18 protein-coding genes and 1 pseudogene are annotated in these 21,235 nt (G+C 70.5%); 12 read left to right on the top strand and 7 right to left on the bottom strand.

Annotated elements, in window-relative coordinates; all coding sequences use genetic code 11:
• Window positions 1-2,579: 2,579 nt before the first annotated feature.
• Both ABEB03_RS40270 and ABEB03_RS40265 read left to right on the top strand, forming a co-directional pair.
• Window positions 2,580-3,257, top strand: a pseudogene (locus ABEB03_RS40270) (fatty acid desaturase family protein); the annotation flags it as partial.
• A 105-nt stretch (window positions 3,258-3,362) separates the two neighbouring features.
• Window positions 3,363-3,545 carry a hypothetical protein gene (locus tag ABEB03_RS40265; RefSeq protein ID WP_028800308.1) on the top strand — a complete coding sequence of 61 codons (183 nt, stop codon included), beginning with the start codon at window positions 3,363-3,365 and terminating at the stop codon, window positions 3,543-3,545.
• A gap of 4 nt (window positions 3,546-3,549) precedes the next feature.
• On the opposite strand, the gene ABEB03_RS40260 is transcribed toward ABEB03_RS40265, so the two are convergent.
• Together ABEB03_RS40260 and ABEB03_RS40255 are read right to left on the bottom strand one after the other, a co-directional pair.
• Window positions 3,550-4,929, bottom strand: coding sequence for a tannase/feruloyl esterase family alpha/beta hydrolase (locus tag ABEB03_RS40260; protein ID WP_345657976.1), 1,380 nt, complete (start codon window positions 4,927-4,929; stop codon window positions 3,550-3,552).
• Window positions 4,930-5,077: 148 nt separating this feature from the next.
• Complete coding sequence (locus tag ABEB03_RS40255) at window positions 5,078-5,398, bottom strand: GYD domain-containing protein (RefSeq protein ID WP_345657974.1); 321 nt, start codon at window positions 5,396-5,398, stop codon at window positions 5,078-5,080.
• 537 nt (window positions 5,399-5,935) lie between these two features.
• On the opposite strand from ABEB03_RS40255, the gene ABEB03_RS40250 reads away from it, so the two are divergent.
• Together ABEB03_RS40250 and ABEB03_RS40245 are read left to right on the top strand one after the other, a co-directional pair.
• Window positions 5,936-6,442 (top strand): CAP domain-containing protein, encoded by a 507-nt coding sequence (locus ABEB03_RS40250; RefSeq protein WP_345657972.1) that lies wholly within the window; start codon window positions 5,936-5,938, stop codon window positions 6,440-6,442.
• Between the two features lie 340 nt (window positions 6,443-6,782).
• Window positions 6,783-10,187 carry a hypothetical protein gene (locus ABEB03_RS40245; RefSeq protein WP_345657971.1) on the top strand — a complete coding sequence of 1,135 codons (3,405 nt, stop codon included), beginning with the start codon at window positions 6,783-6,785 and terminating at the stop codon, window positions 10,185-10,187.
• Window positions 10,188-10,335: 148 nt separating this feature from the next.
• Here the strand turns inward: ABEB03_RS40245 and ABEB03_RS40240 are convergent, their stop codons facing one another.
• From ABEB03_RS40240 to ABEB03_RS40230, 3 genes are all read right to left on the bottom strand, one after another.
• Entirely contained in the window at window positions 10,336-11,262 is a 927-nt protein-coding gene (locus ABEB03_RS40240; RefSeq protein ID WP_345657970.1) for a hypothetical protein, read from the bottom strand.
• Between the two features lie 135 nt (window positions 11,263-11,397).
• Window positions 11,398-11,703, bottom strand: coding sequence for a hypothetical protein (locus tag ABEB03_RS40235; RefSeq protein WP_425589373.1), 306 nt, complete (start codon window positions 11,701-11,703; stop codon window positions 11,398-11,400).
• A gap of 128 nt (window positions 11,704-11,831) precedes the next feature.
• Complete coding sequence (locus ABEB03_RS40230; protein ID WP_345657968.1) at window positions 11,832-12,359, bottom strand: PadR family transcriptional regulator; 528 nt, start codon at window positions 12,357-12,359, stop codon at window positions 11,832-11,834.
• 121 nt (window positions 12,360-12,480) lie between these two features.
• On the opposite strand from ABEB03_RS40230, the gene ABEB03_RS40225 reads away from it, so the two are divergent.
• The gene (locus ABEB03_RS40225) at window positions 12,481-13,275 is read left to right on the top strand and encodes an alpha/beta fold hydrolase (protein ID WP_345658241.1); all 795 of its coding nucleotides are present in this window, start codon (window positions 12,481-12,483) and stop codon (window positions 13,273-13,275) included.
• A 66-nt stretch (window positions 13,276-13,341) separates the two neighbouring features.
• Here ABEB03_RS40225 and ABEB03_RS40220 read toward each other — a convergent pair whose 3' ends face one another.
• Entirely contained in the window at window positions 13,342-13,941 is a 600-nt protein-coding gene (locus ABEB03_RS40220; RefSeq protein ID WP_345657967.1) for a class I SAM-dependent methyltransferase, read from the bottom strand.
• 152 nt (window positions 13,942-14,093) lie between these two features.
• Between ABEB03_RS40220 and ABEB03_RS40215 the strand changes: the two genes are divergently transcribed.
• From ABEB03_RS40215 to ABEB03_RS40195, 5 genes are all read left to right on the top strand, one after another.
• Window positions 14,094-14,867, top strand: a complete 774-nt coding sequence (locus ABEB03_RS40215; protein WP_345657965.1) for an MHYT domain-containing protein — start codon at window positions 14,094-14,096, stop codon at window positions 14,865-14,867.
• Window positions 14,868-14,930: 63 nt separating this feature from the next.
• Window positions 14,931-17,468 (top strand): sensor histidine kinase, encoded by a 2,538-nt coding sequence (locus ABEB03_RS40210; RefSeq protein ID WP_345657964.1) that lies wholly within the window; start codon window positions 14,931-14,933, stop codon window positions 17,466-17,468.
• Entirely contained in the window at window positions 17,465-17,899 is a 435-nt protein-coding gene (locus ABEB03_RS40205; protein WP_345657962.1) for a roadblock/LC7 domain-containing protein, read from the top strand. Before ABEB03_RS40210 ends, ABEB03_RS40205 begins: the two co-directional genes overlap by 4 nt.
• A gap of 19 nt (window positions 17,900-17,918) precedes the next feature.
• Window positions 17,919-18,314, top strand: a complete 396-nt coding sequence (locus tag ABEB03_RS40200) for a DUF742 domain-containing protein (RefSeq protein ID WP_345657961.1) — start codon at window positions 17,919-17,921, stop codon at window positions 18,312-18,314.
• A 228-nt stretch (window positions 18,315-18,542) separates the two neighbouring features.
• Window positions 18,543-19,151: a GTP-binding protein gene (locus tag ABEB03_RS40195; RefSeq protein ID WP_028800295.1), complete on the top strand. Its 609-nt coding sequence runs from the start codon at window positions 18,543-18,545 to the stop codon at window positions 19,149-19,151.
• A gap of 54 nt (window positions 19,152-19,205) precedes the next feature.
• Here the strand turns inward: ABEB03_RS40195 and ABEB03_RS40190 are convergent, their stop codons facing one another.
• Window positions 19,206-19,634, bottom strand: a complete 429-nt coding sequence (locus ABEB03_RS40190; protein WP_345657960.1) for a PPOX class F420-dependent oxidoreductase — start codon at window positions 19,632-19,634, stop codon at window positions 19,206-19,208.
• A 96-nt stretch (window positions 19,635-19,730) separates the two neighbouring features.
• Between ABEB03_RS40190 and ABEB03_RS40185 the strand changes: the two genes are divergently transcribed.
• Complete coding sequence (locus ABEB03_RS40185) at window positions 19,731-20,144, top strand: roadblock/LC7 domain-containing protein (RefSeq protein WP_345657959.1); 414 nt, start codon at window positions 19,731-19,733, stop codon at window positions 20,142-20,144.
• A 127-nt stretch (window positions 20,145-20,271) separates the two neighbouring features.
• Window positions 20,272-21,207: a DUF6397 family protein gene (locus tag ABEB03_RS40180; protein ID WP_345657958.1), complete on the top strand. Its 936-nt coding sequence runs from the start codon at window positions 20,272-20,274 to the stop codon at window positions 21,205-21,207.
• The last annotated feature ends 28 nt before the right edge of the window (window positions 21,208-21,235 follow it).

Here is a 21,235-nt window from a genome sequence, read left to right as displayed (position 1 = left end):
AGACCGTCGACCGTGACTATGAGGGTAGATGGTTCCACCGTCTGCGGTGACGGCGATTGCGGTCCGCCGTGCGCTCTCTTAGCTCGATCATCGTGCCCGCTGCGTGCTCCGCCCCGAGGAAACGCAGCGGGGCACCACGGGGAACGACGGGGCCACCGGCGCTCTGTCCCAGGTCCGAGTCACTGCAGGGGAGCTGCTTCGGCGCAAGGGGCCACGGCCCCCACTTCGCGCATTACCGGGCAGGTCAAGAGACTGCCCGACGCGCCTTCAGGAAATGCCAACACCCCCCTCCTGGTCAGAAACAGGGCTCAAATGGTCTCGGTTCCGCGTCAGTGACTGTGACCGCTCGGCGCCGGCGCAGCGTTCTTGACCGCCAGAGGCAGCCGATTCTTCCCGGGCCGATCTGTAGGGCCGTGTCTATTTTCGGGCAGACGCTGCAGTCAATGCACGAGGTCCAGCGGCAGTCGCCGACCTCGGTCTCGTCGTGGGTGACCTTCCAGCCTTACCCGCACCGCCCGCACCTCCGAGAACTGGGGACTGGGGGCTACATTCATCAAGGTGTTGCCACTGGATCCTTGAGATCCACCTCAGTCACTGGGAGAGGGAGTTCGGCAGGTTCTACGAGGAACTGCTCACTCTCTGGCAGCACGTCGAGGCAAGGTCGAGCTGACTTCGGCCGGCCAACTCCACAGGGACGGCTGGCAGCACCTGGAGGACGAGCACGGCGGCCTGGCAGACTGGGCGAGCGCCCCTGAAGAGGACCCGTTGGAGGCCACTTCGGCCGAAAAGTTCCAGCGGGTATGGAACCTGTGAGTGGGGTGGACATCCGCCCGTTGCCTGTGGCGCATCACCCGCGGGGACGCCGCTGAGCGTACTCGCTTCGACGAGGTGCGAGATCCATATCTGCAACGCCAGGCGCGGTTTTTCGAATCAGCGCGTGTCGCAATGGAGGCATCCTGATCGGCAGCCGCTGATCCCCAACGCCTCAAAACCCAACTTCGCTGAACCTCGTACGGGAGACCCACAACCGCTGCCTTGTAAGGGCGGACGTAATCGGGAGGGTGGACACACAGGTCAATACCACTGTGACGCCAGCCCAGCTCATTGGCGCATCTCGACTGCGGCGAGCCCTCGTTGACCGTGGCTGACCGCACGATGTGGCATGACTGTGGCACGTCTTCTGCGCCAGTTGCGCTTGCGTGGTGAAAATGCGCCATCTTGCCTGACAGCCTGCCCGCGACGGAAACCCGTATGGCCCAAGACCTGACCTGGGGGTTCGCGGCTCGCGACGGGAGGGTCTCGGTCCGAAAACACTCGATCGAGTGCACACGCAGCGCGATGACGTAAAGTACGCTACATCGGTCATGTACAGGTCATTCACTGCTTGGGGGAAACGTGACGTTCAAGATGCGCGCTGCATCACTGCTATCAGCTGGCGCGCTCCTAGGGATGTGCCTAGTGAGCGTTAGTGCAACTAGCGCCAGCGCTCAGCCATGGCATTGCTACGTCCCCGCCAACAATAATTCCAGCGGGGTCATGCGTCTTGAGAAAACCCTTGCCTTCAAGAATGGGCCCTACTCGGAATGCGATGACGGCAAGTTCGGACTCAAGGGGAATAAGTTCTACATCTGGTGCTTTATCGAAAACTCGCATGGAAACGCCTGGTACTTCGGGCGCGAGGACGGCACCGAAGATAAGGGCTGGGTGTACTCAGGAAATCTCACCTATCTCTCTGGATCATTGAGAGAATGCTACACCTGAGCTGTCTAGTCTATTTAAACTAGACGCAATTCTGTGACGGCCTGCCTGAATCTCTGGCAGGCCGTCTTCTTCGTCTGAACTGGTGATGCGCCACTCGCATCCACCGTGACCGCGTTCCCAGGATTTAGCAGAAGTAATCACAGAGGAAGGTTGGTCGGTCGGAGGTCAGGGCGCGAGCAGCGGATGACATGTAAACCCATTCGGGTGATGTAATTTTGCGCCACTTCTGGATCGCAATAGTGATACGCCTCGTCTTTAATGCCATCTGACGCATTTAAACAGAGGTCGGAGGAAGGGCTTTGGGCGGGAGCTGCACGTGAGGGCCGTTGCCATCCAGGGCATCGAGGAGCCGGCTCGCGAAGACTTCGGCCATGCGCTCGCTGACCTCCTCGGGCCTCGCCGACGCGGTTCCGCCGCACTGCCGGGCCTGGTGCTCCTGGCCGCGTTCGCCGCGCTCCGCTTCGGTGAGTTGGCCGGGCGCGATGTGCTGACCGAAGCCGACGCGGAAGCCACCTCGTCCTCGCTCGCCCGGCCAAAGCCTCCGGCACCCGATCGAGTGCCTCGCTCAGCTCAGCACGTGCGACTACCCGAAGCGGGCGTCGGGCCGGCGTTCTTGACCGTCGGGGGCAGGAGCTTCTTGCCGGTCGGGCCGATTTGTATCGCCGTGTCCATCTGCGGACGGACGTCGCAGTCGAAGCACGGGGTCCAGCGGCACACCTCGACGTCGTTCCGTTCGAGGGTGCCCTTCCAGCCCTACCCGTACCGCGCGCACCCCGAGAATTGGGGACCAAAGGTTACATTCATCAAGGTGTTGCCACAAGCACAACCGCCACCATGCCAACCCCAACCACATCGACAAGGACCCGGACGTCGCCGCCGACGTGCTGGTCTTCACAAGCGGTCAGGCGAAGGGCCGGGCCGGGTTCAGGCGCTGGCTCACCCGCAACCAGGCCTGGCTCTTCTTCCCGCTCACCCTTCTCGAAGGCGTCGCCCTGAAGGTGCACGGGTTCCGGGACCTGCGTCGCCAGCCGCCGGGCGAGCGGGCCGTGGAGGCCCTGCTTCTTGCCGCCCACGTCGTCGCCTATGCCACCTTGCTGCTGACCTCCATGTCCCCGGGCAAAGCTCTCGCCTTCGCCGCCGTCCACCAGGCACTGTTCGGCCTCCACCTGGGCATGTCCTTCGCGCCCAACCACAAGGGCATGGAGATGCCCGACCCCGACGGTGAACGCTGGGGGCATCTGCGTCGCCAGGTACTGACCTCGCGCAATGTCCGGGGCGGCGCCCTGACGGACTGGTTCCTCGGCGGCCTGAACTACCAGATCGAGCACCACCTGTTCCCCAGCATGCCGCGCCCCCATCTCCGACTCGTCCAGCCCCTGGTGCGCGCGCACTGCGGGGAGTTGGGTATCCCCTACGCGGAGACCGGGCTGGTCGACTCCTACCGGCAGGCCCTGCGTCACATGCACGAGGTGGGTGAGCCCCTCAGGGTCGAGTAAGGGGCACACCTCAGGGACGGATCAGGGTCGCGGTCCGGAACCGTCGGACACGGGGACCCGTTCTCAGAACAGAGAGCGGCAGCAGCCGCGGAGGAGGCGACACACATGTCGAAGAACGCGAAGATCGCCGCAGGAGGCGTGGCGGTCGGCCTGATCCTGCTGATCTGGGTGCCCTGGTGGGTCGCCTTCCTGATCGTGCTGGGCGTCCCCGCCGCCGCGTACCTTGCGCTGGACCCCTCGCAGCGGCGCAGGCTGCGCCGCGTCACGCGCAAGGAGCTCGGCCGCTGAGGCGTCACCGACGCCGTGCGTCGCCCTCCAGCGCGCAGGAGCCGACCACGTCCCCGCCCGCGGGCCTGCCGACGGTACGGTCCGCGGGCGGCCGGACGCCCCGCTCCACCCAGACGGTCAGTGCGTCGAACGCGGACCGGTAGCAGGGCAGGATCGGCCGCAGCCGGTCCGGATAGGTGTCGTACAACCCGTCGACATGCGTGCCGCCCTCGATCACGTAGTAGCGGTGCAGCCTTCCCCGGCCCTGTTCGTCGATCATCCGCGCGTACACGTCGGAGTCGGCCGCCTCGGGCAGCAGCGCGTCCAGGTCGCCGTGCAGCGTGATCATGGGCTTGCCGATCCGTCCGGACAGGGCGACCCGGGCCACGGCGTGGTGGACGGACGCCGGCCGTGCGGCGTAGTCGTACGCGGCGTCGGAGGCGCACGGCGCCAGGATCTGTTCGGCGGAGGACCCGGCCGAGACGCCCGGGCATTCGACGTCGTACGAAGGGTCGAACTCGGCCCGGTAGATCTTCTGTGTCACCCCCCAGTAGGCCTTCTCGTGGTACGGCCACAGGAACTCGGAGCCGTGGGCGAATCCCGCGTCGTACAGGGCCTCGTCGCCCGCCGAGCCGAGCGTCCGCGCCACGGCGGTCGGCAGCGAGGTGAGCAGGTTCGGCCCGTGCGCGGTCCACAGCGCGCCCTCCCAGTCGACCCCGCCGTCGTACAGCTCCGGGTGGTTCTCGAGCTGCCACCGGGTGAGGTAGCCGCCGTTGGAGATGCCCGTCATGTACGTGCGTCGGGGTGCGTGGCCGTAGCGCTTGGCGACGACCTTTTGGGCGGCGCGGGTGAGCTGTGTCGTCCGCGCGTTCCATTCGGCGACGGCGTCACCGGGGCGCTTCCCGTCGCGGTAGAAGTCGGCTCCGTTGTTGCCCTTGTCGGTGGCGGCGTACGCGTATCCCTGGGCGAGCACCTGGTCGGATATGGCCGTGTCGGTCGCGTACTGCTTGCGTGTGCCGGGTGCGCCGGTGACCACCAGACCGCCGTTCCATCGGTCGGGCAGCCGGATCACGAACTGCGCGTCGTGCTGCCAGCCGTGCGTGGAGTTGAAGTGTGAACCGTCGGGGAAGTACCCGTCGATCTGCACGCCGGGCACCCCGGACGGATTGCGCGTGCCCTTGGCCGTCAGTCCCGCCTGATCGGCCATGTCCGTGTACGGGGTCCCGGCGAGCCCCGAGGTGGTCAGGTCGGCCAGGCACACACTCTGCTGATGGGCCGCACCGGGCACCGTGGCCCTCTCCTGCCGCGCACAGTGCCCCGCGTGGCCGTCGGCCGAGGCGGGACCCGGCACGCTCAACACCATCAGAGCTGCGGCGAACAGGGGGACACCACGAGACACACGCATGACCGGCCTCCGAGACAGGGCGCGAGAGCTGAAGGGGAGCGAAGCGCTGCCTCATGGTGTGGAACAGTCCCCGGCTCGACCATGGGGTCGGACCACATGGAACTGACGCCGCATATGGAGAAACAGGCCGGTGCGAAAGCCCGTTGGGCTACCGGCCGGGAGCGCGGAAGGGCACCTGCCGGCGGGCGGCCTCGTCGATCTCGTCCAGCGTGAGGAGGGGAGTGGCCCGGGTGTGGAGGGCGCCGCTGGCCTTGACGGCGAGGCTCGCGGCGGCCATGGAGACCGGGTCGGGCAAGTCGACGATGATCACGATGTCGTCCTGCCCGAAGGCGAAGTACATGGCCTCGACCGTCCCGCCGAGACCGGTCACCACCTGGTCCACGGCGGCGCGGCGGCCACTCGCGCCTTCGTCGAGCAGTCCCTTCGTGCCCTCGGGCGTGTAGGAGGCCTGAATGAGGAACTTCGGCATGGGGACGCTCCCTGTCCGTCGACGGTCCGATACGCAGAGTGGGCTTCCCGCTGGGACAGGAGCGCCACGTGCCGAGCGGCCGGATTCACCCGTTGGACGCGCAACCTGTTGCCGCTGATGAAGTGTCACCAAGGGGCGCTGCGAGGGCTCCTGTGGGCTCGAGCCGAGGGATGTACCCGCACGTGGGCCGAGGCGTGTGAAGCGGCGAAGTGCCCGCACCGGACAGCGTTCCTCCGACAGGGCCGTCGACGCCCCCTCGCGTCCGGGCCGCCCTTCGGCTGGATTCGTGGCCCGGCTGCACCGGGCGTAACGTGGAGTTGTACGAGCGCAGGCGCAGGGCACCTGGTGGGGCCGCCGGTGGCCACGGTTCTCCGGTCGGTCGTATGCCGTGCTCGCGTCCACCCCGCGCTCCCTCGGCCGGGCCGAACCGGCCGGCGCCGCACGCAGCCGGCCGCAGAGTGTGGGCATGCAGGACTGCGGTCCCGCGCCGCATGCGGGCCCCCGAGGGAATCACCCTTCCGACCGAAGGCCATACCCATGCGCACACGAATACGCCGTCTCTGCGCCGCCACCTGCGCGGCACCCCTTCTGGTGCTCGCCGGTGCAGCCGGTGCCGGTGCCGCCACGGTCACCGTGCCGGCGACCACACCGAACGTCCTCCAGGCCACGCCCAGCGAGATCCTCAGTCTGGTCAACGCCGAGCGCGAGAAGGCCAACTGCCCCGCCCTCAAGGAGAACGGCGACCTCACCAAGGCCGCCCAGGTCTTCGCGGACGACGCGGCGAAGAACAACCTGACGAACCACACCGGTTCCGACGGCTCCAGCGCCTCGCAGCGGGTCAAGGACACGGGCTACAACGCGAACCAGTCCATCGGTGTCGGCGAGAACATGGCGTGGGGCAGCTCCACCGACGCCAAGACCGTCGTCGACGGCTGGATCAAGAGTCCCGGCCACCACGGCAACATGGTCAATTGCAGCTACGTCGACACGGGCGTCGCCGTCAGCGGCAAGTACGCGGTGCAGGTCTTCGCATCGCCCGCGTGACACCGCTTCCCTGACGGACAGTGATCCGTGCGACGGACAGTGATCCGTGCGACGGGCAGAGCCGGGCTCCGACCGGGTGGGCGGAGCCCGGCAACCGCCGCGCCCCGGGAAGCCGGTGCGCCGCCAAGTAGGCGTGGCCGTCGGCACACCGGCGCCGAAACGCCGCTGTCGACCGGGAGCCGACAGCGGCTCGGGCATGGCCCATGCGGTCAGCGACGCGCATCACCTCGGGACCAGGGCGCAGATCCACGAAAATCCCTTGCGCCCTTGATCACTCGTCCCCGACGATGACCGGCATGAAGCATGGAAAGGAGGCCCAGCGGCTCCACGGTGAGCGCTGATGGCCGAACACGAGGCGTCGCAGACGCCGCAGTCCCCGTCCCACATGCCCCACACGCCGCCGGTGCCGCTGACGCCCGCCTGGCTGAGGGCCCACTTCGACCCCCTGCCCTTCCCGGCACGTATGAGCGCCCTCGCGCGCTACGCCCGTACGCTGACTCCGCACGCGTACGCATCGCTCCAGCAGGCTCTCGACGCCGGAGACCCCGGCGAACGGCACACCGGTCTCTTCCTCGCCGTCGCACGTCGCGACCTCGACCGGGTGAGCGAAGCCCTCATGGATCCGCTGCTGGGACGCCGTGCACGCTCGGCCGCGCTCCGGCTGCCCGTTCCCGAACACACCCTGGAACGTCTCGCCCTGAGTGACATCAGGGCGATCCGCCACGACACCTACCGGCTCCTGAGGCTCAGCCGCCGACATTCGCTCGCCGCGCGGATGCTGCCCCGGGTGCACGAGCGCCACGGTGACCCGGAGGCGGCCCTCCTGCTGTCCGCCTGTCCGCCCGCAACCGTGCTCGCGTGGCTGCCCCGGCTCGACCCACCGATCGGGGCTCTCAACTCACTGGCCCGCACGGCGCCCGGCGCCGTGGCGGAACACCTCGCCGGACGCTGGGAACACGGAACACCCCACGAAGCCGCGACCATGGTGCGCCGGCACCGGGCGGTGGCCTCCGTCGCCGCCGGACGAGACCCGTCCGCGGCCCTGACCCTCCTGGAGCGGGCACCCGACCTCCTCACCCCACCGGCCGTCGTCTCGGCCCTCCTCCGCCCCGCCGACGTGCTCGCGGTGCTGCGCGCGGCCCGGCCACGGACCGACGGACAGCCCCGGGAACACCCGATTCCCGCCGGGCCGCTGCCGCCGTCCCAACGCAGGGCCCTGAAGGACCTGGCCGTCGACGACCTCATCACGCTCGCCGAACACCTTCCGGCCACCGGCGGTCGTGAACGAGCGCCGGGCCGCCGCGAGGTGGCGGCCGATGGGCTGCTGCAACTCCTGCCGCCCGCTGAGCGGTTGCGCATCGTGGAGAGCCGCACGGTGGCGCGCGGCCGATTGCGCGGGGCGGCGCTCACGACGCTGGCGGCCCTCGCCCCCGGCGACCGCGCGGACCTGCTCACCCCCTGGCTGCGGCGTCAGCGGAGATCTCACTGGTCGGCAGCTCGCCTGACCGCCGCCCTGCCCCTCGCGCAGGGCGAACCGCTGCTGCGCGAGCTCGCCGCCGACCACCTGGTCCACCATCGTGCCCTGGCCTGGCCGGCCCTGCTGGCCTGTGCCGAACTCGAAGGCGACGCCGACCGGTTCGCGCGGATCGCGCGTGACTGCGAACGGGCCTGGCACGACCAGGACGAGGTTCGCCGCGCGGCCCTCCAGCAACTCGCCGGAGCAGCACCCCACCTGCTCACCGCCCTGCCCGAACAGGTCCTGCGCGACGCCGTCCTCACCACGGTGCAGTCCCGTGACTCCACGAGCGCCTCACTGTCCGCGGCCGCACGGCTGGCGCGCCGCGTCGCCGAGCGCGCCGCCGCCACCGGCCGTCACGAACGGGCCGCCTACGCGGTCGAACTGCTCGGCCAGGTCGTCTCCGCGGACCGATACACGGGACCTGTGACGCCCCTCCACATCGACGAAAAGGTCGCCCGGACTCTGTGGTCCGCCATGTCTTCGACCGCTGCGCACCGTGCCGAACTGAGCACCACGCTGGCGGAACTCCTCGGACACCACCTCGCGGCACTGCCCGGCCTCGAAGCACAGGTGCACCGGACCGCGCTCGAAACGGACGATCCGGCACTCGCGACCCGCGCCGCTGCCGCCTGGGTGCGTTCACCACGCACGAGGGAGCAGCGGTGCGGCGAACTGATCGCGGCGGACGCGACGTTCGCGACCGTTCCGGTCGTCCTGCGCACGGTCGCGGCACGCCGCACCGATCTGCTCGATCCCGTCCTCACGGCCGCTCTCGGACGGTTCTCCGGCCGGGCGCGCCCCCGTGCCACGGCCTGGGCGCCCGGTCTGCCCGCCGGTGTCGTCGGCCGGTGGCTCCCCCGCCAGCGGGAACAGTGGGAAGAGCACCACGCGCGCGTGGCCGCGGACGAGGCCGCGCCGCTGCGCTCCAGGACCGACGCGGCAGCCCTGCTCCGTGACCAGGGACGGCTGATGGCGCTGGCCGAGAGCGCCCCGCAACCGGTGGCGGCCGCCGCCCTCGCGGCGCTGGCCGAGGGACCCGGCAACGAGTCGAGCGAGGACCTCCGCGACGTCCTTCTGCGGCACGCGGCGGCCGGCGGTGTCCGAGGACGGGCAGCAATGGCCTCGCTCCGGCGGCTCCTGGGACGGCTTCCCGACCGCGAGACCGTGCCCCTGCTCGCACCGGTGGCGGCCGCGACCGGTGCCCCGGTAGGGACCCGCAAGGAGGCCGCCCGGGTGCTGGGCACTCTCCCCGGGGAGGACGCTTTCGAAGCGCTGGTGGCGGCATGGGACGTGCCGGGCCAGCATCCCGACGTCCGCGCCGTGCTGGCCCGCGGCCTCCTCACGAGGGTCGACCGGCCCGATGTGGCACGGCGCCTCGTCGAGGCGGTGGGAGAGGCTGCCGTGCGGGACGCCGTCGTGCACGCGCGCGTGGGCGTCGTGCGCTTCGCCGGCCGTGAGGCGTACGCGGCCCTTCTGGCGCAGCTCGTCGAGACGGGTGACGAAGAGACGGTCGTCGCCGCGTGCCGTGCGCTGCCCGTGTGGCTGCCACCAGGTGCCCGCGACGCCATGAAAGTGCTCCTCAACGCCTTCACCGGCCCGGAAAGGCCCCGCAGGGTGTGGCAAGCAGCCGGTCGGCAGTTGGCGTTGCTCACCCCGGGGCCGACGGTCGACGGCCTGCTGTGCGACGCCTTCGACGTCCTGAGGGAGCGCGCCCGGTCCCTGGATCCTGGGGTCCGTGCCGATGCTCTGAGACGGTTGCACGAGTGCTCCGACGTCCTTCAGCCGGGTCGCGGCCCGGCGCAGACCTTCTCCGTCGCGGACACGCTCGCGGACATCCTCGAAGCCGTGGGGCTCCACGCGGATGCCGCGCGCCTCAGCTGGCACGCGGCCATGGCCTGCTTGCAACAGGGCGACTACGAGGAACACCGGTGGGAACGCCTGCTGCGGCTGTACGAGGAACGGCCCGAGCGCCTGCGGTCCATGGAGCACCTGTCCATGGACGTCGGCCGTCCTCGTGTGAACGCCGCGCTGCTCGCGGCGGTGCGGACCGTCCGAGCCCGCCGGACGCCGTCGTGCGGACCGCTCGCGCTCGCGCTGGTCGGCATGGGAGGCCGGGGATCTCGCTGGAGCGAACCCTGGCGAGCCGAGCTCGACGCGCTGCGCGCCCACGAGGACCGCGAGACGGCCGTGAGTGCCCTCCTCGTGGACCCGGACGAGTACCGCTGAGGACAGCGACGCCGCCGCGCAGCGCCGCCGGGCGAGGCCGCGCGTCACGGGGTGGCCAGGCGCGCGGCAACCCGGCCGCGTCGCCGGGCGACTCCGCCGAGTCGCCCGGAGTACTGCGACTCCGCCGGGTCGCCCGGGGCATGGCTGCTCAGCTGGGGCGTACGGCCATCTTGTCGAGGGCCTCCAGGAGGCCGGGCAGTTCCGGACCGCGACCGACGGGCAGGACCTCGCCCGGCTCCTCGTCGAGGAGGACGAACGCGATGTCGTCGGTCCTGGCGACCAGCGACCAGCCGGGGCCGTCGGCTCGCAGGGTGCGGGCGTCCCCCGTGGCGAAGGACGAGCGGACCCGGCCGAGCGGCGGCGGTGTGTCCACGTAGGCGCGGGCCTCGGCGAGGACCCGCCGGACTCCGCTGCGCGGCTCTCCGGCACCGGCGCCGTCCTCCTTCGAGGCGGACCCGGCCGCGCCCTCGGAGGTCTCGCCCTCGGAGGTCTGGCCTTCCGACGTCTCGGCGTCGGAGGCCTCCGAGGGGGCTCCTTCGCTCTTCGACGCCTCGTCTCCCGGCTGCACGAAGTCGCCGTCGTCGATCTGCTCGCGCCAGGTCGCCCACTGGAGGGCGATCTCGTCGGCACCGAGACGCCGCTGCGCCGGCCCCCACGTCGCCGTGTCCGGCGGAGCGAGGGGAGGCAGGTCCGTGAGCTCGGGCGACGGATCGTGCGGAGCGGGCACCCCGGGGGCCGCCACCGCCACGTCGAGCGGCCAGCCCGGCAGGGCGGCGACGACCGTGCGTTCGTCGGGGGAGAGTTCCTGCTCCATGCCGCAGTCCCAGGCGGCGATGGCGACGGCGACCAGCGACACGTCGTCGACGACGACCGTCCACCTGGCGCCCTCACCGTCCTGGCCGAGCACCAGACCGTATCCGTCGGCGAGCGGCGCGAGGTCGAGCGCGGCGCAGGCCTCCGGGTAGTCGTCGCCCAGCACGCTGGGGAACTTCGCCGGTGTCAGCAACACCGCCGTCAGCACATACAGTGCGTCGTCGTCCCCGGTGGCGACGGCTTCGTCGTCCGTCCCGGCCATCCCAGCCTCCCGATCGCTACGTCCGTCGGCGCACCCTAATGCGACCGGAACCCGCTTGTCACGGGTCCCCGACACACGCGGAGCTGCAGTTTTCCGGCTGGACAGGGGCGAAACGGCCGTCCGGGTAACCGCGGGTCACACCGCGGGCAGCCCGAGGAGCGTACGGGCGACCGTCCGCGGCGATTCGTCGCGCTCCCGAGCCAAGGCGATCACGGCACGGCACGCCAATTCGTTCACCCCGAACGACAGCGCCTCCGGAGACACCCATCCCGCCGCCTCGTCGATCCGGTCCTGGTCGTCCTCCGCGCACGCCGACACGTACGCCGCGGCCGCTTCGAAGAGATTGTGCGCGCGCCTCTCGGTGGCGGGCGGTGCGGGCCTGCGCTCCTCGTTCCGCTCGGCCGCCTTCTTGCCCCAGGTCTTGCGGAGTCTGCCGAACATGCCGGACATCGGGCCACCTTCCCCCAGTGCGGTTGCCATCGTCGACTGCTCATCTGCTGCTGTTCAACGTAGAGTTGAAGTCCCGGCGGCAGAAGGGGGAACGGCCGTGACGTTGCGCCGATCACCTGCTAGCCGGCGTCGAGTGAGGCGACGGTCTCCCGCAGCCAAGCCAACTCGGCCTCACTCGTGGCGCGGGCGATCGTGAGGATGCCGCGCCGGAAGGGGTCGTCGAACTCCTCCGCACGCAGCGGCCGGTCACCGTCGTAGAAGAAGCTCGCCGGCTCCTCCAGGAAGGCGAGCCGACGGCGCAGCACGGTGGCCTGCGCACCGGGGTCCTCCAGGTGCCGGAGGAAGGCGAGCACGGTGAACCAGCGGTTCTCGTCGGTGATGTCGCCCCGTGACGGTTCCGCGAGCCGTCGTCGCAGTTCGCGACGGCCCTCCTCGGTGAGGGTCAGTTCATGGCGCGGAGCGGCGACCGATCCGGGGCGGGTCGCCCGCTCCAGCAGCTCCGCCTTCTCCAGCCGCTTGATGGCCGGATACAGCGTGCTCTCGGCCACGGGTTTCACATGCCCGGTCAGCGCGGTGATGCGCTTGCGCAGCTCATAGCCGTGCAGCGGGGCGTCGTACAGAAAACCGAGGATGGCCAGCTCCAGCATGGCCTCATTGTGCCGCATTCCCGCTGTACATCGATCTCTGAATACTACGGATCAGTTATACCTCGATTCCGATGTATCCTCTTGGAAGACGCGAGGAACCATGACGGCAGGGGAGACCGAGATGAAGCAGGCCGAGTTCGACGACAAGGGAAGCTGTGTCCGCTGGACCGAGGCTGCGGGCACGGACCCGGCGCGGGTGTACGTGCACGGTCTGGGAGCGGCCTCGACCGTCTATCACGCGCACATCGCCGCCCGCCCCGAACTGGCGGGCCGCCGCACCCTGTTCGTCGACCTGCCCGGCCACGGCATCAGCGACCGGCCCGCGGACTTCGGGTACACCCTGGAGGACCACGCGGACGCGCTGGCGGCCGCTCTGGACGCCGCCGGGGTCTCCGGGGCGGAACTCGTCGCCCACAGCATGGGCGGTGCGGTCGCCATCGTGCTCGCCCACCGACGGCCCGATCTCGCCTCACGGCTGGTCCTGGTGGAGGCCAACCTCGATCCGTATCCTCCGGGCAGCACGGGCAGCACGGGCAGCACGGGCAGCACGGGCAGCACGGGCAGCAGCGGCATCGCCTCCTACGAGGAGGCCGACTTCGTCGAGAACGGCGGCCACGCGCGCGTGCTGGAGAAGGTCGGCCCCCTGTGGGCGGCCACCATGCGACTCGCGGACCCCCGCGCCCTGCACCGCACGGCGACCGGTCTGAAGCACGGCACGAACCCCACGATGCGCCGCCTGCTCGAGGCCCTGACGGTGGAGCGCGTCTACCTCCAGGGCGAGTCCAGCGGTGAACTGCCCGGCAGGGAAGCCCTGGAGGACGCCGGAGTGCGCGTCGTGACCGTGCCGGGCGCCGGGCACAACATCATGTTCGACGATCCCGACGCCTTCGCGGCTGTGGTGGCGGGCACTCTCTGAGGCGTCGGTCGCGCCGCACCGGCGGCGCAGACGTTCGTGCCGCGGGGTACGTCCGCCAGGGACGGGTCAGCCGCGTCGCGCGGCCAGTGCGAGGAAGCGGGTGTCCTCATCGACGTACGACGTCATCTCCCACCCGGCGTCCGCCAGCAAGGGACGTAGATTGGCCTCCGCGCGCAGGTCGTCCGGGGTGATCTGCCTGCCCTGCCGGGCCGCGAGCGCGGCCCGGCCGACCGGATGGAACAGCGCCAGCGTCCCGCCCGGCCGTACCACCCGGGCCAACTCCCGCAGATTCTCGGCCGGCTCGGGCAGATGGGATACGAGACCCGCTCCGAACACCGCGTCCAGCGACTCCGTGCGCAGGGGCAGTGCGGCGACGTCGGTCAGCAGCAACTGCCCGTCACGGTCGCGTCCTGCCCGCACGGCGGCCTCCAGCATGGCCGGGGTCAGATCGGCCCCGATGACCGCTCCCGAGGCCCCCACGGCCGCACGCAGGGGCGGCAGGGCCCTCCCGGTGCCGCAGCCCGCGTCGAGCACGCGGTCGCCCTCACGCAGGCCCATGGCGGCGACCGCGGCCGCGTAGGCCGGCCCGTCGTCGGGAAAGCGCGCGTCCCAGGCGGCCGCGCGAGCCGCGAAGAACTCCTGGACATGTGTGTGGTCGTCGCTCATGTTCCGCATGATCCCTCACCGACACGATGGACGTCGTGGTGCACACGTTCGGGCGTGACGCGATCGTCCAAGTACACCTCTTCGTCATATTCCAACAGCTTTCGAAATGCGCCCCTGTTGTGCGCCCCTGCCGGGACTAGCGTCCCTGGGCCATGGGACACCTGGACCACGCCGCATTCGGCTGGCTGACCCCCGTACTGTCGTACGTGATGGCCTGCACAGGCGCCGCCCTCGGGCTGCGCTGCACCGTCCGCGCGCTCGCCGCGACCGGACGCTCCCGCCGCAACTGGCTGCTCACCGCGGCCTCCGCGATCGGCACCGGCATCTGGACCATGCACTTCGTCGCGATGCTCGGCTTCAGCGTCAGCGGCACCGAGATGCGCTACGACGTGCCGCTGACCGTGCTCAGCCTGATCGTGGCCATGGTCGTCGTCGGTGCCGGCGTCTTCGCCGTCGGATACGGCCGTGACCGGGGCCGCGCGCTCGTCCTGGGCGGCCTCACCACCGGGCTCGGCGTCGCGAGCATGCACTACCTGGGCATGGCCGCGCTGAGGCTGCACGGCCAAGTGCACTACGACCCGACGCTCGTCGCCCTCTCCGTCGCGATCGCCGTCGTCGCGGCGACCGCGGCTCTCTGGGCGGCGCTCAACATCAAGTCACCGGTGGCGGTCGCCCTCGCGTCCCTCGTCATGGGTGGGGCGGTGAGCAGCATGCACTACACAGGAATGATGGCGGTGGGCGTGCGGGTCAGCCCCTCCGCCGGGACGCTCCCCGGGGCCACGGCGATGCAGTTCATCTTCCCCCTCGCCGTCGGCCTCGGGTCCTACCTCTTCCTGACGTCGGCCTTCGTCGCCCTGTCCCCGACGTCCGAAGAGCGTGAAGCGTCCGCGTCGGCCCAGCGGCCGGTCGAGAGCGTCGCCCGCTGACGGCGCGGGCCCGGAGCCACGACGGCCGGGAGCGCGCCCCGAACCTCTCCGAGCGAGGAGGCCATGCGTACACCCCGTAGGACCCCGACGTCCGGCGCCGAGCCGCCGCCCCAGCCACCCGCACGCGGCCGCCGCGCGCACGCCGGACCGCCGGCCGACGAGCGTGCGGACGCCGACGACACCCTCGCAGCACCACCGCAGGCGGCGACCACGCGCGCGGGGCGGTGGCACATCCGCCCGCGCACCGTACGAGCCAAGATCGTCTGCCTCCTGATGGTGCCGGTCATGTCGCTGCTCGCCCTGTGGGCCTACGCCACGGTGAGCACCGCCCAGGACGTCGCCCGGCTGCGGCAGTTGCAGCGTGTGGACTCCACGGTCCGGAGCCCGGTCGCCGACGCCGTCGCGGCCCTCCAGGCCGAGCGCACCGCCGCCGTGCGCTATGCGACCGACCCCGCCGTCGAACGGCCCGGCGATCTCAAGGAGTCGGCACGGCGCACCGACCGAGCGGTGGCGAAGCTCCGGATGGGCGATCACAACACCGTCGCGGACGGCGCGGACCTTCCCGCGAGTGTGGCCGGACGCCTGGACGCGTTCGTCACCGCCGCAGACGGGCTCGCGTCCCTGCGCACCGCCGTACTGGAGCGACGCGCCGACTGGAACGAGGCGTACCGGCGGTACACCCGGACGATCTCGACAGCCTTCGGTGTGGGCGGCGCGCTCACCGGCATCCCGGACGACGACCTCGGCTCCGACGCGCGCGTGCTGCTCGAATTCTCCCGCGCGGGTGAAGCACTCGCCCAGGAGGACGCGGTGCTGGCCGGCGCCCGGCTCGCCGGGCGCCTCGACGGCGAGCGGCTACGGCTGTTCACCGGTGCCGTGGCCACCCGCCGGACTCTGACGGACTCCGCGGTCGGGGACCTGCGCGGAACCGAACGAGCCGCCTGGCAGGACCTCGTGGAGGGGAGCGCGTACACCGACGTGCGCGCCGTCGAGGACAAGGTGCTCGTCTCCCCGCCGGGAGCCAAGGCGCTCGGCGCCGCACCGCAGGCCGACTGGGACGCGGCTCACGCGCGCGTGCAGCACGGCATGGGCACCATCGAGGCGAACGCGGGCCGGGACGTCGCGGACCGCGCCGACCCCGTCACCCGCGGTCTGCTCACTCCCGCCGGTGCCGCCGTCCTCTTCGGACTCGCCGCCGTCGTGGCGTCGCTCGTCATCTCCGTGCGCATCGGACGGGCCCTAGTCGTCGAATTGGTGAGCCTGCGCAACACCGCCCTGGAGATCGCACGGCGCAAGCTCCCGCACGCGATGAGCAGACTGCGAGCGGGGGAGGAGATCGACGTGCGGGCCGAGGCTCCGCCCGGACCGTCCGCCGATGACGAGACGGGACAGGTCGCGGAGGCCCTCGGCACCGTGCACCGGGCCGCCCTGCGCGCCGCCGTCGAACGCGCGGAACTCGCCAGCGGAATCTCCGGCGTCTTCGTCAACCTCGCCCGCCGCAGCCAGGTGCTCGTGCACCGCCAACTCAACCTGCTGGACAGCATGGAGCGCAGGTCCGAGGACCCGAACGAACTGAGCGACCTGTTCCGCCTCGACCACCTCACCACACGCATGCGACGCCACGCGGAGAGCTTGATCATCCTGTCCGGGGCCGCACCGGGCCGCGCCTGGCGCATGCCGGTCTCCCTGACCAACGTGGTCCGCGCGGCCGTCTCCGAGGTCGAGGACTACGCGCGCGTGGAGGTACGGCAACTCCCCGAGGCGTCCGTCGTCGGCTCCGCGGTGGCCGACCTCACGCACCTCCTGGCGGAGATCGTCGAGAACGCCGCACAGTTCTCACCGCCGCACACCAGGGTGCGGATCACCGGCGAGCCGGTCGGCAACGGCTATGTGATCGAGGTCGAGGACCGGGGGCTGGGCATGGGCAAGGAGCGGCTCGCCGATGCCAACCGGCGCATCGAGCAGTCCGAGGCCCTCGACCTGTTCGACAGCGACCGGCTCGGCCTCTTCGTGGTGAGCAGGCTCGCGGCCCGGCACGACATCAAAGTGCACCTGCGGACCTCGCCCTACGGCGGCACCACGGCGGTCGTCCTGCTGCCCACGACCTTGCTCCAAAGCGGTCCGGCGGAACGTTCCACCCGCCGGACGGACACCGAGAAACCCGAAGTACGCGAGTACGCAAGGGTGTCCGCGGTGACCGAACAGGAATCCGTGCCGGCCATCACCGAGAGGCCCGCGCTGGTGCCGCCGGTACAGACCGGCCCGGAAGCCCCTGAGCCCGGCCCGCCGGACAACCCGACACCCCGGGTCGGCACCCTCCGGCTGCACCGTCCGCCGGACGACTCAGACAGCTCCGACGACCTCCCCAAGCGGGTGCGGCAGGCGAACCTGGCCCCCCAACTGCGCGCTCAGCGTTCCGAGGAGTCGACGGAAAGAGCAGCTGATTCCCACCATGACGGTGAGCGCACACCCGAACTCGTACGTGACCGCATGGCGGCCTACCGCGACGGCTGGGTGCGCGGCGGCGGCAGAGCGCCCGGCCGCGGAGCCACCTCCGGCCCGGCAGCGGGCAGCGACAGCAGGGAAGGAGACCCCGCATGATCCAGGACCCGAGTACGAGGGGCCAGCGGTCCGGTGAACTCGACTGGCTGCTGGACGACTTGGTGCTGCGCGTGGCCGCCGTACGGCACGCCGTGGTGCTGTCGAACGACGGCCTCGCGGTCGGCGCGTCGAACGGCCTGCGCCGCGAGGACGCCGAGCATCTCGCGGCGGTCGCCTCCGGATTCCACAGCCTGGCCAAGGGCGCGGGACGCCACTTCGGTGCCGGCGGCGTGCGCCAGACGATGGTGGAGATGGACGACGGATTCCTGTTCGTCGCCGCCGCGGGAGACGGTTCCTGTCTCGCCGTGCTGACGGCCGTCACGGCCGACATCGGTCTGGTCGCCTACGAGATGGCGCTGCTGGTCAAGCGCGTGGGCGAACACCTCTACACGCCGCCTCGCGTCGGCGCACAGCCGCCCGCGGCCAGGTGACCGGGGACGGGCGGCGCACATGACCGAGGACATGCCGGGCAGCCAGTGGTTCGACAACGAGGCCGGACCGCTCGTCCGTCCCTACGCCATGACGGGCGGCCGCACGAAGCCGGGCCCCACCGGCGTGCGGTTCGACCTGATAGCCCTGGTCACCCTCGACACCGGCGCACCCGGCGCGGACGACGACACCTCGCTCGGTCCGGAACACCGGGCGCTGATCGAACTGTGCCGCGTCGAGACGCAGTCGGTCGCCGAACTCTCCGCGGACGCGGACCTCCCGGTCGGAGTGGTCCGGGTACTCCTCGGCGACCTCCTGGAGCTCGGCTGCGTCACGGTCAGCCGCCCGGTGCCGCCCGCCCAACTACCCGACGAGCGCATTCTCCGCGAGGTGATCGACGGTCTGAGGGCGCTCTAGATGAACAGCATCGGCATTCCCTGCGCGCTTCTTGCGCTTCCGATCCGACACCGAACGGACGTGAGCCGGTCACAACGGTCAGCTTGCGGTCCTGTCCCTCCAAGCAGGAACGCAGTTGTCATGATGCTGAATTCGCTGATCCCGCGCCCTCTCGCACCAGTCCCCACGGACACCCCGCACCGCCGTACCGACGTCGACCCTTGTCGGCACTCCCGAGAGAAGTGATCGATGGTCTCCGAGAACCCCGACGCCCCGAGTGGCGAGACGGCCGCCGCTCTGGCCCTGAAGATTCTGGTCGCCGGCGGATTCGGCGTCGGCAAGACGACCCTGGTGGGCGCGGTCAGTGAGATCAGGCCGCTGCGGACCGAGGAACTGCTGAGTGAGGCAGGTCAGTCGGTGGACGACACGGACGGCGTCGACCAGAAGGTCACCACCACCGTCGCCATGGACTTCGGGCGGATCACCATCAGGTCCGGCCTCTCGCTCTACCTCTTCGGAACCCCGGGACAGGACCGCTTCTGGTTCCTGTGGGACGAGCTGTCACAGGGGGCGCTCGGCGCGGTCGTCCTCGCCGACACCCGGCGGCTCGAAGACTGCTTCCCCGCCGTGGACTACTTCGAGCACCGGCACATCCCGTTCGTCGTGGCCGTCAACTGCTTCGCGGGTGCCCGCACCTACGGTGCGCAGGACGTCTCCCGCGCCCTCGACCTCGACCGCGGCACACCGGTGGTGCTCTGCGACGCGCGCGACCGCGACTCCGGGAAGGAGGTGCTGATTCGTCTCGTCGAGTACGCCGGGCGGGTGCACACCGCCCGGCTGCTCGACTCGGTCGGCTGACACGGCGAACGGCCGCTCGGCAAAGGGCGGCCGTTCGCGCACGGACCGAGCGGCTCAGGCGGCCACCGAGGCGTAGGCCACGACCTTCTCGATCCTCACCCGGACGAGGAGTTCACCCGGAACACCGTTGCGCTTGCCGAACTCCTCGGCGCGCTCCTCGCCCATGTAGCGGGCGGCGATCCTGGTCGCCCAGTGGAGCAGTTCGCCGGACTCCTCCGAGAGCGTCGCCCGCCCCTCCAGCACGACGAAGTCGAAAGGCGGCCGGTCGTCGTCCACGCACAGGGCGACCCGGCCGTCCCGTGCGAGGTTTCTTCCCTTGACCGTCTCCTTCCCGGTGTTGAAGACCAGCTCGTCGCCGTCCAGCACGAACCAGATCGGCGCGACATGCGGGCCTCCGTCGGCCCGGACGGTGGAGAGTTTTCCGGTGCGCGTGCCCTGTGAAACGAACGCGCGCCATTGCTCGTCGGTCATCTTCTCTGCCATGCCGTCCATCCTCCTTGCTCGGACGACGGGTGTGGGGAAGGCTGGCTGGTCAGATCCTCCGGCCAGGGGGAAGGACTTCAGGGGGAAGACCGGATCATGGCGCAGAACACGGGACTCGGCTGGCTGCTGGACGACCTCACGCAGCGCGTCGAACACGTACGGCACGCCTTGGTGCTGTCCAACGACGGACTGGTGACGGGGGCGAGCACAGGGCTGAGGCGGGAGGACGCCGAGCATCTCGCGGCCGTCTCCTCGGGCCTGCACAGTCTGGCCAAGGGCTCAGGCCGTCACTTCGGCGCCGGACACGTGCGCCAGACGATGGTGGAGTTCGACGACGCGGTGCTCTTCGTCACCGCCGCCGGGGACGGCAGCTGTCTGTGCGTCCTCAGCGCCGCGGAGGCCGACATCGGCCAGGTCGCCTACGAGATGACGCTGCTCGTGAACCGCGTCGGCGAGCACCTCTCCGTGGACGCGCGACAACGTGAAGGATCGCCCATCGCAGATCTCTGACCTGCGTAAATGTAGTTACGGTCGAGGTTATCCACAGGCTCCCCGCGATGTCCGCCGAGCCGGATACGGTTTTTCCCGAAGCGAGCGCACATCGGCGCGAGCAACCGACTCCACGGGGGAGACCGTCATGTCCGGCCGCACCATCGCGCAGTCCACCACCTCGTCGTTCAGCCGTGCCGCACGAGAGCTGGAGCTCAGGCGTGGCGAGTTCGACCTGGCCCTGCACCTCGGCTGCATCCGCTCCGTCCCGGACGAGGGCGGCGGGGGACGTCGTGTCACTCGCGGCGAGATCGACCGCCTGCGCACCGCGGACGGATTTCCCGAAGCACTGCGCGAGCGGGTCAAAGCCGTCGGCACGACGGAGGGTGCTGCTCTCATGGGCGTGACCACCGCCCGGTTCACCCGCCTGGCCCGCCTGGGCCTGATCGTCCCGGTCAGGTTTTATTTGAACCGCTATCGGGCCGTGGTCTGGCTGTATCTCGCCGAGGAACTGCACCAGTTCGCGACCGACGCGCAGAACGCGCCGCTGCTCAGCGGCCGTACGCCCGAGAGGCTCCGTGACCAGCTCGACGAAGGAGTCGACCTGCGGCCCCGTAACTGGCGAGGACGTCACATGGGCTTCCTGCTGCGGCAGACCGAGGATCCCTGGGCGCGGGCCGCGGTCGTGGCGTCGCTGCTCGACCCCACGCATGTGGCGGAGGTCGTCGCCGACCCGTACGAGCGGGCCCATCTGAACCGGCTCAGGCCCGAGCATCCCTCCCAGGGCGCACCGGACTCTCCCGCCGCGGTCGTCGCCGCCCGCATCACGAGGGCCGACGAGCCCGACGAGATCGGCTGGCTCAAGGCCGACCTGTGCCAGGCGATCGTCGAGGCCAGGGCACAGCGCCCCGCACCGCACCCACTACCGATCGAGGGGGCCGAGGGAATGGAAGATCAGCCCGGGAGCGAAGGCACGGAAGACCACTTCGAGAGCGAACTCAAGGAGACGGAAGACCGAGCCGGCAGCGAGGGGCCCGAGCGGCCACGCGGACTGCTCGGGTGGCTGCGTCGCAGAAACCCCTGACGGGCGCCTCTCTCCCCGATGCCGGACG

This window comes from Streptomyces siamensis, assembly GCF_039543605.1.
Classification (GTDB): Bacteria; Actinomycetota; Actinomycetes; order Streptomycetales; family Streptomycetaceae; genus Streptomyces; species Streptomyces siamensis.
This window is presented reverse-complemented; position numbering and strand designations above follow the sequence as displayed.

What these genes read in the sequence shown, in the direction of transcription:
- ABEB03_RS40250 (WP_345657972.1), top strand. Translation starts at nt 5,936, where the DNA reads ATGCGCACACGAATACGCCGTCTCTGCGCCGCCACCTGCGCGGCACCC.
- ABEB03_RS40200 (WP_345657961.1), top strand. Translation starts at nt 17,919, where the DNA reads ATGACCGAGGACATGCCGGGCAGCCAGTGGTTCGACAACGAGGCCGGA.
- ABEB03_RS40225 (WP_345658241.1), top strand. Translation starts at nt 12,481, where the DNA reads ATGAAGCAGGCCGAGTTCGACGACAAGGGAAGCTGTGTCCGCTGGACC.
- ABEB03_RS40195 (WP_028800295.1), top strand. Translation starts at nt 18,543, where the DNA reads ATGGTCTCCGAGAACCCCGACGCCCCGAGTGGCGAGACGGCCGCCGCT.
- ABEB03_RS40240 (WP_345657970.1), bottom strand. Translation starts at nt 11,262, where the DNA reads ATGGCCGGGACGGACGACGAAGCCGTCGCCACCGGGGACGACGACGCA.
- ABEB03_RS40260 (WP_345657976.1), bottom strand. Translation starts at nt 4,929, where the DNA reads ATGCGTGTGTCTCGTGGTGTCCCCCTGTTCGCCGCAGCTCTGATGGTG.
- ABEB03_RS40210 (WP_345657964.1), top strand. Translation starts at nt 14,931, where the DNA reads ATGCGTACACCCCGTAGGACCCCGACGTCCGGCGCCGAGCCGCCGCCC.
- ABEB03_RS40230 (WP_345657968.1), bottom strand. Translation starts at nt 12,359, where the DNA reads ATGCTGGAGCTGGCCATCCTCGGTTTTCTGTACGACGCCCCGCTGCAC.
- ABEB03_RS40190 (WP_345657960.1), bottom strand. Translation starts at nt 19,634, where the DNA reads ATGGCAGAGAAGATGACCGACGAGCAATGGCGCGCGTTCGTTTCACAG.
- ABEB03_RS40235 (WP_425589373.1), bottom strand. Translation starts at nt 11,703, where the DNA reads ATGTTCGGCAGACTCCGCAAGACCTGGGGCAAGAAGGCGGCCGAGCGG.
- ABEB03_RS40215 (WP_345657965.1), top strand. Translation starts at nt 14,094, where the DNA reads ATGGGACACCTGGACCACGCCGCATTCGGCTGGCTGACCCCCGTACTG.
- ABEB03_RS40265 (WP_028800308.1), top strand. Translation starts at nt 3,363, where the DNA reads ATGTCGAAGAACGCGAAGATCGCCGCAGGAGGCGTGGCGGTCGGCCTG.
- ABEB03_RS40220 (WP_345657967.1), bottom strand. Translation starts at nt 13,941, where the DNA reads ATGAGCGACGACCACACACATGTCCAGGAGTTCTTCGCGGCTCGCGCG.
- ABEB03_RS40180 (WP_345657958.1), top strand. Translation starts at nt 20,272, where the DNA reads ATGTCCGGCCGCACCATCGCGCAGTCCACCACCTCGTCGTTCAGCCGT.
- ABEB03_RS40205 (WP_345657962.1), top strand. Translation starts at nt 17,465, where the DNA reads ATGATCCAGGACCCGAGTACGAGGGGCCAGCGGTCCGGTGAACTCGAC.
- ABEB03_RS40245 (WP_345657971.1), top strand. Translation starts at nt 6,783, where the DNA reads ATGGCCGAACACGAGGCGTCGCAGACGCCGCAGTCCCCGTCCCACATG.
- ABEB03_RS40255 (WP_345657974.1), bottom strand. Translation starts at nt 5,398, where the DNA reads ATGCCGAAGTTCCTCATTCAGGCCTCCTACACGCCCGAGGGCACGAAG.
- ABEB03_RS40185 (WP_345657959.1), top strand. Translation starts at nt 19,731, where the DNA reads ATGGCGCAGAACACGGGACTCGGCTGGCTGCTGGACGACCTCACGCAG.